Raw genomic sequence first — 12,098 nt, forward strand, 5'->3', positions numbered from 1 at the left:
GACCGGGACCCGGCGGTCGCCTCGGCGAGGGAAGGCCCTACTGCGCAGCCCGACGTTCGTACGCGACGCGGGCGAGGACGTAGCCGAGGATGCCGATGCCGCCCAGCCACAGCAGTGCGATCCACCAGTCGGCGCCGATCGGGGTGCCCATGAGCAAACCGCGGACGGTTTCGATGATGGGCGTGAACGGCTGCCAGTCGGCGAAGGCCTGGATCCATCCGGGCATCGTGTCGGTGGGCACGAATCCGGAGCCGATCATCGGCAGGAGCATGAAGATCATCGGGAGGTTGCTCGCGGATTCGACGGACTTTGCGGTGACGCCGAGGGCGACGGAGAGCCAGCCGAGGGCGAGGATGATCGCCGCGGCGAACCCGGCGAAACCGAGCCAGCCGACGACGTCGGCGAGGGGGCGGAAGCCGATGGCCACTCCGACGAGGATGACGAGAACGATGGCGACGCACTGCTGGAGGCCGTTGCCGATGACGTGGCCGGCCATGACGGCGCCGCGCGAGATCGACATCGACCGGAACCGGGTGACGATGCCCTCATTCATGTCCTGGGAGACCGAGAGCGCGGTCAGCTGCATGCCGCCGGCGATCGTCAGCACGATCATCCCCGGCATGATGTAGTCGAGATAGTCCCCGGCGTCGCCGCCGAGCCCGCGCCCGAGCGTCCCGCCGAAGACGAAGACGGCGAGGAGGAGGATCGCGACCGGGGCGACGACGAGGAAGATCCAGACCGGGTAGCGGGCGGCGTGGACGAACTGCCGTCTGACCATCGTCGCCGTGTCCGACCAGGCATGTCGAAGCGGGCGGGAGTGCGTGTGCGGGGCGGGGGTGGAAAGTGTCGTGGCCATCGTCATCGGTCCTTCGGCTCGGTGGGTGCGGGGTCTTGTGTGGCGGGGGCGGTGCCGTGGCCGGCGCGGGCGGTCCCGGAGGGCGCCGCATCGGGCTGCGCGGGGGCGGCACCGTGGCCGGTGAGGGAGAAGAAGACGTCGTCGAGGCTCGGCGTCTCGACCGTGATTCCCAGCGGTTCGATGCCCGCCGTTTCGAGGCCGGTGAGGATCTGCCGCAGGTGTCCGGCTCCCCCGTCGCCGGCCACGGACAGGGACAGCGCCTCGGATCGTGCGCTCGCCTCAGGCCAGAGGCTGCGGGCCCGGTCGAAATCCGTCGCCGAGGCGAAGGCGAGGTCGACGTGCCCGCCGGGGATGAGCCGCTTGAGCCCGGCCGCGGTGTCGTTCGCGACGATGCGTCCGCCGTCGAGGACGGCGATCCTGTCGGCGAGCGCGTCGGCCTCGTCGAGGTACTGGGTGGTGAGGAAGATCGTCACCCCGGAGGCGACGAGCTCGGAGACGATGTCCCACATCGTGCGGCGACTGCGCGGGTCGAGACCGGTCGTCGGCTCGTCGAGGAAGACGAGTCGGGGTCGGGCGATGAGCGTCATCGCCAGATCAAGGCGCCTGCGCATGCCGCCGGAGTACGTCGACGCCCGCTTCGATGCGGCGTCGCCGAGGTCGAAGCGCTCGAGCATCTCGTCCACGCGCTGGCGCTGCTGCGACTTCGGCAGGTGGGCGAGGGCGGCGACGAGGGCGAGGTTCTCGCGGCCGGTGAGGAGGCCGTCGATCGCGGAGAACTGCCCGGTCAGGCCGATGAGGGGCCTCACCTGCGGGCCTTGGCGGACGACGTCGAGGCCGAACACCTCGGCGCGACCGCCGTCAGGTCGCTGCAGGGTGGAGAGGATGTTCACCGTCGTCGTCTTGCCGGCGCCGTTGGGGCCGAGGAGGGCGAACACCTCCCCCGCGGCGACCTCGAGGTCGATGCCGTCGAGGACGCTCTTGTCCCCGTAGGACTTCATCAGCCGTGTGGTGCTGATCGCGAGATCCGACATGGGATCCTCCTGGTTCCCGGCTCGATGAGCCGTCGATGGGCGGGTTGGGTGTCGATGGATGTGTGGGGTGTGGGTGTGACGGGTGATGCGTGGTTTCTGGCCCTGTTTTCGGGCGCGCTCGACCGCGGTCGGCGGTCCGGTCCGGTTTTCGGGCGCGTTCGACCAGGGCAGGTGGTCGATGAAGGGTGAGAGTGGCGGTCAGATGGGCCGCGTGCCCTGGTCGATGATCCGCCAGGCGGCCTGGGGAGTCGCCCCGAGGTCTGTGCGCGGTCGGCCCCCGCAGTCATGCTGCGCTCAGCGGGGTGAGTCAGCGCGCGGCGTCAGCGCGCGGGGTCAGCGCCGCATCAGCGTGCGCGGTCGATGGCGATGTCGCCGAACTTCGTGTGCGCATGCACCTCCACGGGCTTCTCATCGCCGAGCGGGCCGGCGTCGGATTCGAGGTCGGTGCGCACGACGCCGCGCTTCGAGTCGGCGTCGATCCACACCGGTGCTCCCGGTGCCACGGCGACGTCGATGCCGCCGAAGTTCGAGCCGAGCTCGAGACGGCCGCCGCGGGCACGGCTGACCCGCACGGTACCGTGCCCCGAGGTCGCCGAGACGTCGCCGTCGACCTCGCCGAGGGCGATGCCGCCGGTCGCGGTGATGAGTTCGGCGGAACCGGCGAAGTCGTCGATGCGGATCGAACCGTGTCCCGACTTGATCCTGGTCTCGCCGCCCACGATGCGACCGATCTCGGCCTCACCGCTGGAGAGCTGGAGATCGGCACCGTCGGCCACCTCGGCGAGGGCGATGCTTCCGTGGCTGACCTTGGCACGGATCGACACCATGGTGTCACCTGTGACGTCACCGGCGGAGATCTTCAGTCGAACAACGCCGAGGTGGCCCCGCAGCCGCACTGCCCCTGCAGAGATGGTCGCCTCGAGGTCGGTGCCGGCGGGCACCGCGAGCCGGACGTCGGCCGATCCGTTCGCGCCGAGGAGCAGCCGCTTCTCGCCGGTGACGGCGATGCCGTTCTCGGTCTCGGTGACGGTGATCCGTTCGGCGGCCTCGCGGTCGGTGCTGCGGTCGGGGTTGGAGGGTTCGATCGTCACGTCGACGTCGGCGCGGTCGCTCGCGGTGACGAGCAGTGCGGCCGCGGGAACGTCGATCGTCACGGCCTGGTGGACTGTGGCAGTGGTGTCGGTCATCGCATCCATCCTGAGATTCGGCTGGTTCGGGTCCGGGCGGAGCTGCTGGTGTCGAGGCCGGCGGCGATGGCTCGCACGAGCCAGGCATTGAGCGAGAGGCCTTCGGCCTTCGCCGCCTTCTCGGCGCGGGCTTTGATGGTGTCGGGCAGGCGCAGGGTCGTGCGGGAGGTGCTCGCCTCGTCGAGGTCGAGAGCCTCGCCGGCATCGTCGGACGGGGGCGGCTGACTCGCCGAGGCGGGTGCCGGCTCCGTCGCGTCGGACAGCCCGTCGACGACGAAGTCGATGTCGCGGCCGCGGAGGCGGACGTCGATCGAGGCCGGTGCGATCGCCGTCGTCAGTTCGGCGCTGGCGTCGGTGAGGGCGTCGAGGATCGTCACCCGTGCGGCGGGTTCGAGGGCCGAAGCGAGACGACCGGCGACTTCGCGCGTGGTGTCATCGCCGGCCGCGGCAGCCGTCGCGAGCTGATTCTGCAGCTGTTCGACATGTCGTGTGATGTTCATGCATCCATCATGACACCATTCCGGTGTCATACGCAAGAGTCAATGACACCAGATTTTTCCGACGGCTGAGCGAGCCCCACAGCGGCGCGTCGTCACGTAGCATTCACAGATGAGTCCTCAACGGTCCCCGCTCGCTGAGACGCTCCACGGTCTCGACGGCAGAAGCTACGGCAACTACAAGCAGATCACCGGGCAGTACCGGTTCGGACCGGTGACGCTCATCGTCGATCGGGTCCAGGTCGATCCCTTCGCCTCCCCGTCGAAGGTGCGGGTGCGCGTCGACCGCGCCGATGCCGGCTTCCCGGCCGACCTCACGACCGATCGCCTCGACCGGATCGGAGCCTCCGACTTCCTCCTGCGGGCCGGCAATGCCGTGCTGCGGAAGCAGCATGGGCGCGCGATCAACCTCGGACATCCCGGCCAGGAGGTCCTCGAGCGGACGAACGTCATCATCGACGACGCCGGGTTCGAGGCGCGTCTGCTCGTCAACCTGCCCGCCCGCGGGCGGCGCATCCTCGGGCATCAGGCCGCCGACACCGTCACCCGCGACGTCGTCGAACTCGCCCGGCAGATGTTCCTCTTCGCCAACGTCGACGGCGAGGCGCTGGCCGACCACGTGCAGCTGCTCCGCGATCAGACCGAGCTGCAGGGCCGCCTCGGCGAGGAGGATCTGCTCGGCTTCGTCGGCAACGGTGCGGTCCTCCCCCGCCGGTCGGGCGACTCGGATCGTCCGATGGACGCCGAGGTGGCCGTGCCCTTCCGCAGTCCCGAGAGCCTTGAGCGGACCTTCGACCTCAGCAGCGGGCGCAGCGTCACGGGCATGGCGATCCCCCGCGGTGTCACCGTCATCGTCGGCGGCGGCTACCACGGCAAGTCGACGATCCTGCGCGCGCTCGAACGCGGCGTCTACCCGCACGTGGCCGGCGACGGGCGCGAATGGGTGATCACCGAGCCGACTGCGACGGCGATCCGGGCCGAAGACGGCCGCGCGGTGACCGGTGACGACATCTCGCCGTTCATCAACAATCTCCCATCCGGCACTGACACGAGGTTCTTCTCGACGACGAACGCGAGCGGCTCGACCTCGCAGGCGGCCAACCTCGTCGAGGCCGTCGAGGCGTCTGCGCAGACGCTGCTCATCGACGAGGACACCTCGGCGACGAACTTCATGATCCGCGACGAGCGGATGCGAGCCCTCATTCCTGCGAACCGGGAGCCGATCACGCCGTTCGTCGAACGCGTCCGCCCGCTGCTCGCCGAACGGGGCGTCTCGACGGTGCTCGTCGCCGGCGGATCGAGTGCGTTCTTCGAGGTCGCCGACCTCGTCATCGCGATGGACGCCTATGTGCCGAGCGATGTCACGGAGAAGGCGCATGAGCTCGTAGGGGTCGATGCCGCCGATCTCGTCGCCGACGCCGAGTCCGGTGACGACGTCTTCGGCGATCCGCCTGCCAGGATCCCCACCGCCGATGCGCTCAAACCGGCGGCGAAGACCAAGGGAGCGAAGGCGAAGGGCCTCGATCTCATCCAGTTCGGCAAGTCCTTCATCGATCTCGCCGCGGTCTCCCAGCTCGTCGATCCCGAGCAGACGAACGGCGTGGCCGAGGCCCTGGAGTACATGGCGAAGATCTTCGACGGTCGCACCTCGGTCGTCGAGGCGCTGGCGGAGATCGAGGAGATGCTCGACGCGCAGGGCATCGACGGGCTCACCGGCCATCGCAGGCATCCCGGGCACGTGGCGAGGCCGCGCCCGCAGGAGATGGCGGCCGCCCTCAACCGCTACCGGGGTCTGCGCCTGGTCGAGTGAGGGCGGAGCTGCTCACCCCACCCGCCGGCGACGGACTCGACCGGTATCACCAGCGCGTCCATCTGGAAACACTCGGGCATCACTGAGGAATACGACGAGGGCGGGGCGATTTGGGGCAGCATCGCTGCCTACCGGAAACCCGACCCAACCAAGAGCGACGCGATGATACACGCCGTGATCTGTTCGCCCAGCAGCGGTGTTCACGTCGGGATCCGCGTTCGCGGTCGTTCACTGAAACAGTGCGTCGCTGGCTTCCTCGCATACTCCGACCGACCCAGGACCGGCAACCTCCCCGCCCCAGCAATCAATGGTCGTTTCGAACATTTTCGTGGCATCGTTCTTGACGTCCGAAATCCTACCGACTGCATCGCAATATTGTTGCTCGATGCCGACGGCTTCCGACCCCAATTGCAGCTTCGATCGCGCAGCGCCGCTTCCGGGTGCACGTGACAGGCAGTTCAATCGCGGCGTCGGGGTGTTCTCAAATTGGTCACGCGACTCCAGAGATGAACGACACGTACACATAATTTCCTCTGCGAAGATCGGCGTGATAAATGCGTCCATAAATCTTGACCAAGCATCGCAGAGCTATCATTACCACCGCCAAGAATCAAACCGAAAATCTACCTCAGAAGCATGAAGACGAAACTCGTCATCCCCGCTATCGTGGCTCTCGCTGCTGTGCGCCTCACTTGCTTCGTGGCGAGGAAGAAGTGCTCTACTACACATGCATATCAGTTGACAATAGTAGAAGTATCAATCAAAAGGATGAAATGAGTTTCCTCAAGAAACCTGCCAATGGCGTTGCGATTGCCGTAGTGGTCTCGGTCGCATCCGCAACGGCTGTGTCCGCAAGTGAACAACAGCCTCAGTGTATGGAGGCTGGTCCGAAAAGAAGACAATCAAGGGCACGACCAATAAGCGGTCGCATGGATGGACGACGTGGAAGGGCGTGAAGCACTATACGACTGCTCGTCTCGAACACTACTGGCCCAACAAGGGTGTCATTACAAGCTCGGGCAGAAAATACGGGACGGGAAAATCACAAGCGGTGACTAAGTGGGTTCCGTTCAATCCAAATGCCAAGAGCAACGGCTACGGCAGGGCGCGCACCTACTACGGTCGATGAGGTCCTACCAGTATCTGATTGTGGGACTGTTGTTCGTCGTCATGTCGGTGGCTCTCCTGGGGGTCCGGATCTATGACACCCGGCAGTCCGAAATCACCCGAGAGGGCAACCATCTGCTCACGCAGCACATGGTTACCTTCTCAGGCACGGCCCAAGAGGCGCGTACACTCCTTGACCAATCCTTGGGGCACTATTCCATCTTCCGCGACCTCGACGATGGCGGAGCAATTCGCGCCGTCGACAGCGATCGCCTCGATCTTCTCGAGCTTCCTATCCACGAGGGGCGCAGCTTTCGCCGTGGTGAGCAACACGTGGCACTGGTCGGCGATCAGGTGCCTGTGACACGCGAAAACGGGGTGTCCGTCTACGAACTCGACGGAGTCGGATACGAGGTGATCGGTCGACTGGGTCGAGACAATCGCAGTCTCCTGGCCGATGACGTCATCGTCGCCGATCGCGACATCGTGGACTCTCCGGATCTTCAGAGTGGAGTCATTCTCGACGGGCCAGCAATGGAGGAACAGGCAGCAGCGCTGCCGGCTGACAAGGTGACGAGGAGTGATGCCAGTGTCAATCGCCGAGCCAGGGTTGACCTCGTCTCGCCGGTCGTCGACTTCGTCGTTGTCGCTGTTGTGGGAATCTGCGCGGTGTTCACCGGGATCCTCGCCAGTCAGCTCTCGCGGCGGACCTTTCGGGTCGGGTTCCTGGTCGGGCGCAGCCCGCTGCGGATGTTCACGGCTGCTCTCATGGCACTCCTGTTGACCGCGGCCGTGGGAGCCGGACTCAGCCTCACCGCCGGACAGCACTTGTTCACTGAACTCCGAAGCAGCTCGGGAATCACAGTGGTTATGCCCGTGGTCATTGCGGTTCTGGCGTTCCCTGGCGGGTCGTCCATCGAATACCTAAGGATGCGGAAATGGAGATAGTTCGCGATCTCAGACAGAACTGGGTCTTCGTTGTGATGAAGATGATCATTCTCGGGCTCGTGCTGACGTTGATCTACCAAGTGGTGGCGTTCGCCGGAATCAGCAAGAGCGCGATCTCGCGAAGCTTCTCAAGCGATGCCGAAGTCGACATGTACGGGGTCACCGATACTCTGGCCGACCCTGATGCGTTCTCCTCGTTCCGCGAATCAGGGGAGCGGCTTGATACTGTCGCTCGTTTCTACAACGAGCTCAACGGCAGTACCGAGATGCCGTTCCTCTCAGTGTTCGACCAGCCCGTTTCAATCCCTGACTTCCGCGGAGGACCCGAATTCGACGCCTCGCTCGAGGGTGGCTTGGACGCTGGCGGCGAGTATGTCGATGACGAGACCGGACAGCTCCTGACTGACGTCAGATCATTTCAGATGAATGAGCGGGCCTTCGACTTCTATTCACTCGAGGCGGTGGACGGTCCAGGAATCGACTGGTCGGAGGTCGACTATTCGACGCGGACGATTCCCGTGATTCTCGGCGCGGACTACTCGGGGATCTACGCCGTCGGCGACGTCGTGGAGGCCAGCTACTACTTCGAGGACTTCTCACTCGTCGTCAGTGGTTTCCTTCCCCCCGATTCGTCGATCTACTACCAGGGGGAACTCAATACGTTCCTCGATGATGCAGTCATCGTTCCGTATCCGCCAGTGATGGAGCGGACGACCGAAGCAAGTCAGTACTTCTTCGGGATACTCGCATTCGCGATGATCGCCGGTGACCTTGCAGTCGACACCGAGGCCTCTTCGGACGAGGTGCTGCGTCATCTTGGAGAGGTCTCCACGCGTGCAGGATTCGACGACTTCACCGTTCTCAACGCACCGACGTACCTGGTGCAGTTCCAGTTGACGAGGCAACTCATCCAGGACAACACGGCCCTGCTCACCGGCATCGCGGTGCTGCTGATCATCTGCGTGGGACTGTCGAACGGAATCATCGGCGCACACGTCGCCAGGCGACGTTGGCGCATCCAGAAGATCGAACATCTGCTCGGCGTCAGCAGCCGCGTGACACTGACCCGGATCATCACCGTGACCGCGGTCGAATACGCATGTCTGCTGATCGCGTTCGCGCTTCTTCTTCTGTCCGTTCCGCAGATGAATCTCGCCGCATTGGCACCGGTCGCGCTCATCGCGGTGGCCTGTCTCGTCATTGACAGTGCACTCCAGGCTCTGCTGCGCACAAACAACATACGCAGGCATCTTCTGGAAGGAGAGGAATCATGACCGTGGAACTGCTGTCAGTGGGCAAGCGCATCAAAGAACCGAACGGGGAGACTCGAGTACTCTTCGACGATCTCGACTTCCGTCTCGGCCGGCCTCCGAGCGCCGTCGCGATCATGGGCAGAAGCGGCTCCGGCAAGACGTCGCTGCTGCGCATCATCGCGGGTCTCGACACGGGGTATACGGGAACATACACGTTCGAGGGTGAAACCGTCGACCGGGATGCGATTCGTCTGTCGCGCCTTCGCTGGTCATCGATCGGCTATGTGACACAGAGGTTCGATCTCCTCGACGATCGCAGTGCTCTGCGCAATGTGATGTTCGGCTGCCCGGACCGACGAACGGCGAAGGAACGATCTCAGGAGTGCCTCGAACGCCTGGGGATCGGCTCACTCGCACGCAAGCGGGTCAAGCAGCTCTCCGGCGGCGAAGCTCAGCGAGTCGCCATCGCACGGGCCATGGTGAAACGGCCCAGAGTCATCCTTGCCGACGAGCCCACCGGCTCGCTGGACCCAGAATCCGAAGATCGCATCCTCGGGGTCTTCGAGATCGTGAAGAGCATGGGCACGAGCCTGATCATCGCCACCCACAGTGAACGGGTCGCCGAGCGCTCCGACAGGATTCTGCATCTGAGCGACAGCCACCTGTGCGATTCGGCAGACAACACGTTGTGATCGACGCCAGCAGGCCAGTCTGAGTCACTTTTCGCCCGATCAGTCGGTTCTTGAACCGAGCGATCGGGCGAAAAGCGAATCACATGGATGAGGGGTCTTCACTAAGGGTTTCAGCGACCGGGGACCGCCCTCTGCTGGGTGGGATCCCCCGGCCACCGAGGCGACTGACCCTTGCGCCGAAGCGATTCCCGATCTCATCCGTCCAGCAGCTTGGCCAGCTCCTCGGCCGTCCTCACCGGCAGCGAGCATGCCGATCCCCGGCAGACGATCGCCGCGCCCTCGGGGACGGCGACCTCTTCCCCGTTCTCATCCGGCACCCCCGTCGAATCGGTGAGCACCGTGACCGCAGGATGCTTCGACGCGAGAGTGCGCAGAGCATCGTCGCGACTCGCGACGCGGACCGGGGCGAGCGCCCGTTCGGCCTGCCAGAGCGCGTGCCCGCACCCGCGCGGTGCCCGCTGGGCGAGCGCCCGATAGACCCCGAGCAGGCGGTCGCGGACCTCGAGGATCGTCCCCGTCGTCAGAGACTGGTGCCCGTCGGTCCGTCCGGTGCCCGCATCGTCTCGATCACAGTCGCCGAGGCGCCCCTCCGACCCAGCGCTGCCCTCGACTCCGAGTTCGCCGAGGAGGAGCATCGCCTCGGCGGCCGCTGCCCGTGCCGAGGGCAGGGCGTTGTCGACCGGGTCGGAGCCGCGGACGCCGATGAGGTCATCGGGGGCCGAGTCGACGACGGTGAGAGTGCCGTCCTCGTTCCGCGAGGTGAACCTCTCGAGCATGACCGCGGCCATCTCGGTCAGCCCCGCCGGCGAGAGCGCGCCATCGTCGAAGCTCACTTGCGGCCGCGCATGCTCGCCCGCGCCATCGGCCAGCCCGGCGTTGCGCAACTGGAGAACGGTGAGGCCGGCGACGAGCATCTGCGCCCAGTCGGCCAATCCCGCGGCACCCGGCCCGGGATCGTCGCCGGTGAAGCTGCGCCGGACGTCGAGGTCGCGAACGGCCGGAACTTCGACCTCGTCTGGGGCCGCGTCGATGTCTCCGACTCCGGTGCCGAACCGGTGGAGCATCGCCTCCCAGTACGCGGTCGCGGTGCTCCCCCACACGGAGGCGCGGTCGTCCGGGTGACGGTAGAGGGCCGCCTCGGCGAGGGCTGTGATGGCCAAGGCGTTCCATTCGGTGATCGTCTTCTCATCCCGCGCCGGCCGGGGCCGTTCATCGAGGAGGTCCCGCAGCGCCAACCGCTGCCTCTCAGTGCCCTCGGTCGCCCACGGCGCGGGGTGATCGGCGTCGAAGGGCACGTCGTCCATTCCGAGCCAGTCGACGATCCGCGGTGCCCCGATGACCTGACCCGGCAGCTCGGCGGCGGCCGGAGAATCGACGAGCTGGAGCACCCCGACACCGTCGACCGGTGCGAACTCCTCGGGGGTGACGACGTAGGCGGCCCCCTCCTCGAGCGTCCCGTCGGCCCCCAACGAGTCCGCGTCAAGGGCGGCGATGAAGCGGTCGCCGTCGGAGAGGTCAGCGAGCATGAAGTCGGCAGTGTCGTCGATTTCGCGTTCGGCGAGGGCGAGCCACTTCGAGGCCGGGTCGAGGCTGCGTTCGACCTTGGCCCACGCGACGGCGGCGCGCAGGTAGAGGGCGTTGTCGTAGAGCATCTTTTCGAAGTGGGGGACGAACCACTGCCGGTCGACGCTGTAGCGGGCGATGCCGCCGCGGATCTGGTCGCGCATGCCGCCCGCGGCGATGTGCGCGAACGTCGACCGGACGGCGACGAGGCAGTCGAGGACGAGCTCACCGGTGAGGTGGCCGTCCGCCCCGAGGACGTTCAGCCGTCCTGTCCGCTTCGCCTCGGCGACGGGGTCTCCGTCATCGGATCCTTCCCCCGCCGAGGTGGTCCCGCCCAAGCGGACGAAAGTGGAGAGGAGTTGGAGGAGGTTCATCGACGGCGGGAACTTCGGGGCACTGCCGAAGCCGCCCCATGCGGGGTCGTAGGAGTCGAGGAGCGCTGCGGCGGCCGCGTCGAGTTCGTCGGCGGAAAGGGACTCGGCGACCGCCTCGGCGGGGAGGGCGTCGGTGACGGCGGTGGCCATCTCGGCAAGCCCTCGATCCATGCGCTGGGACATCTCGGTCACCTCGGCGCGGCGGTCGGTCCAGGTCTGGGACACGGCGTCGAGGACCTGGGTGAACGAGGGAAGGCTGCCGCGCGGGGTCGGCGGGAAGTACGTGCCGGCGTAGAAGGGGCTGCCGGTCGGGGTCGCGAAGATCGTCATCGGCCAGCCGCCCTGCCCGCGCATCGCCTGGAGGGCGTTCATGTAGTGGGCGTCGATGTCGGGCAGCTCCTCCCGGTCGATCTTGATCGGGACGAAGCGGTCGTTGATGAGGGCGGCGACCTGGGGATCCTCGAAGGATTCGTGGGCCATGACGTGGCACCAGTGGCACGTGGAGTAGCCGATGGAGATGAGGAGGGGGAGGTCGCGATCGACCGCCTCGGCGAGGGACTCCTTCGTCCACATCCGCCAGTCGACGGGGTTGTCGGCGTGCGCGCGGAGGTAGGGGCTCGTCGATGCTGCGAGTTCGTTGGCCATGCCTCCAGCGTCTCATCTCCGCGCGGGGACCGCGAGGGCGCAACCGCACCTGTGCCCGTGATGAGACGGCGAGTGCCGCATCGCGGCGGACCGCGCCTCACCACTGACAGTTCTTCTACACTGCGTAGAAGAACC

At 66.2% G+C, this 12,098-nt stretch carries 9 protein-coding genes; 4 read left to right on the top strand and 5 right to left on the bottom strand.

Annotated elements, in window-relative coordinates:
- Positions 1-37: 37 nt before the first annotated feature.
- The 4 genes from EZE58_RS13005 to EZE58_RS13020 form a co-directional block, all read right to left on the bottom strand.
- Positions 38-856, bottom strand: coding sequence for an ABC transporter permease (locus tag EZE58_RS13005; protein ID WP_167560700.1), 819 nt, complete (start codon positions 854-856; stop codon positions 38-40).
- Between the two features lie 2 nt (positions 857-858).
- The gene (locus EZE58_RS13010; RefSeq protein WP_167560704.1) at positions 859-1,887 is read right to left on the bottom strand and encodes an ATP-binding cassette domain-containing protein; all 1,029 of its coding nucleotides are present in this window, start codon (positions 1,885-1,887) and stop codon (positions 859-861) included.
- Between the two features lie 344 nt (positions 1,888-2,231).
- A complete protein-coding gene (locus tag EZE58_RS13015) occupies positions 2,232-3,074 on the bottom strand; it encodes a DUF4097 family beta strand repeat-containing protein (protein ID WP_009377371.1) in 843 nt (280 codons plus the stop codon).
- Positions 3,071-3,574 (bottom strand): toxin-antitoxin system HicB family antitoxin, encoded by a 504-nt coding sequence (locus EZE58_RS13020; protein WP_009377373.1) that lies wholly within the window; start codon positions 3,572-3,574, stop codon positions 3,071-3,073. Before EZE58_RS13020 ends, EZE58_RS13015 begins: the two co-directional genes overlap by 4 nt.
- Positions 3,575-3,683: 109 nt before the next feature.
- On the opposite strand from EZE58_RS13020, the gene EZE58_RS13025 reads away from it, so the two are divergent.
- The 4 genes from EZE58_RS13025 to EZE58_RS13040 all read left to right on the top strand — a co-directional run bounded on the left by EZE58_RS13025 (position 3,684) and on the right by EZE58_RS13040 (position 9,381).
- Positions 3,684-5,381 (top strand): ABC-ATPase domain-containing protein, encoded by a 1,698-nt coding sequence (locus EZE58_RS13025; RefSeq protein WP_009377375.1) that lies wholly within the window; start codon positions 3,684-3,686, stop codon positions 5,379-5,381.
- 1,125 nt (positions 5,382-6,506) lie between these two features.
- Positions 6,507-7,436: a hypothetical protein gene (locus EZE58_RS13030; protein ID WP_009377377.1), complete on the top strand. Its 930-nt coding sequence runs from the start codon at positions 6,507-6,509 to the stop codon at positions 7,434-7,436.
- Complete coding sequence (locus tag EZE58_RS13035) at positions 7,427-8,710, top strand: hypothetical protein (protein WP_009377378.1); 1,284 nt, start codon at positions 7,427-7,429, stop codon at positions 8,708-8,710. The genes EZE58_RS13030 and EZE58_RS13035 overlap by 10 nt, the downstream gene beginning before the upstream one ends.
- Positions 8,707-9,381: an ATP-binding cassette domain-containing protein gene (locus EZE58_RS13040; RefSeq protein WP_009377380.1), complete on the top strand. Its 675-nt coding sequence runs from the start codon at positions 8,707-8,709 to the stop codon at positions 9,379-9,381. Before EZE58_RS13035 ends, EZE58_RS13040 begins: the two co-directional genes overlap by 4 nt.
- Positions 9,382-9,575: 194 nt before the next feature.
- Here the strand turns inward: EZE58_RS13040 and EZE58_RS13045 are convergent, their stop codons facing one another.
- Positions 9,576-11,963 carry a DUF255 domain-containing protein gene (locus EZE58_RS13045; RefSeq protein WP_009377382.1) on the bottom strand — a complete coding sequence of 796 codons (2,388 nt, stop codon included), beginning with the start codon at positions 11,961-11,963 and terminating at the stop codon, positions 9,576-9,578.
- Positions 11,964-12,098: the final 135 nt, after the last annotated feature.

It is taken from the genome of Brevibacterium sp. LS14 (assembly GCF_012027885.1).
Lineage (GTDB): Bacteria > Actinomycetota > Actinomycetes > Actinomycetales > Brevibacteriaceae > Brevibacterium > Brevibacterium casei.

Excerpts from the sequence above, each read along its gene's own strand:
- EZE58_RS13030 (WP_009377377.1), top strand. The coding sequence starts at position 6,507 with ATGAGGTCCTACCAGTATCTGATTGTGGGACTGTTGTTCGTCGTCATG.
- EZE58_RS13035 (WP_009377378.1), top strand. The coding sequence starts at position 7,427 with ATGGAGATAGTTCGCGATCTCAGACAGAACTGGGTCTTCGTTGTGATG.
- EZE58_RS13025 (WP_009377375.1), top strand. The coding sequence starts at position 3,684 with ATGAGTCCTCAACGGTCCCCGCTCGCTGAGACGCTCCACGGTCTCGAC.
- EZE58_RS13005 (WP_167560700.1), bottom strand. The coding sequence starts at position 856 with ATGGCCACGACACTTTCCACCCCCGCCCCGCACACGCACTCCCGCCCG.
- EZE58_RS13010 (WP_167560704.1), bottom strand. The coding sequence starts at position 1,887 with ATGTCGGATCTCGCGATCAGCACCACACGGCTGATGAAGTCCTACGGG.
- EZE58_RS13020 (WP_009377373.1), bottom strand. The coding sequence starts at position 3,574 with ATGAACATCACACGACATGTCGAACAGCTGCAGAATCAGCTCGCGACG.
- EZE58_RS13040 (WP_009377380.1), top strand. The coding sequence starts at position 8,707 with ATGACCGTGGAACTGCTGTCAGTGGGCAAGCGCATCAAAGAACCGAAC.
- EZE58_RS13045 (WP_009377382.1), bottom strand. The coding sequence starts at position 11,963 with ATGGCCAACGAACTCGCAGCATCGACGAGCCCCTACCTCCGCGCGCAC.
- EZE58_RS13015 (WP_009377371.1), bottom strand. The coding sequence starts at position 3,074 with ATGACCGACACCACTGCCACAGTCCACCAGGCCGTGACGATCGACGTT.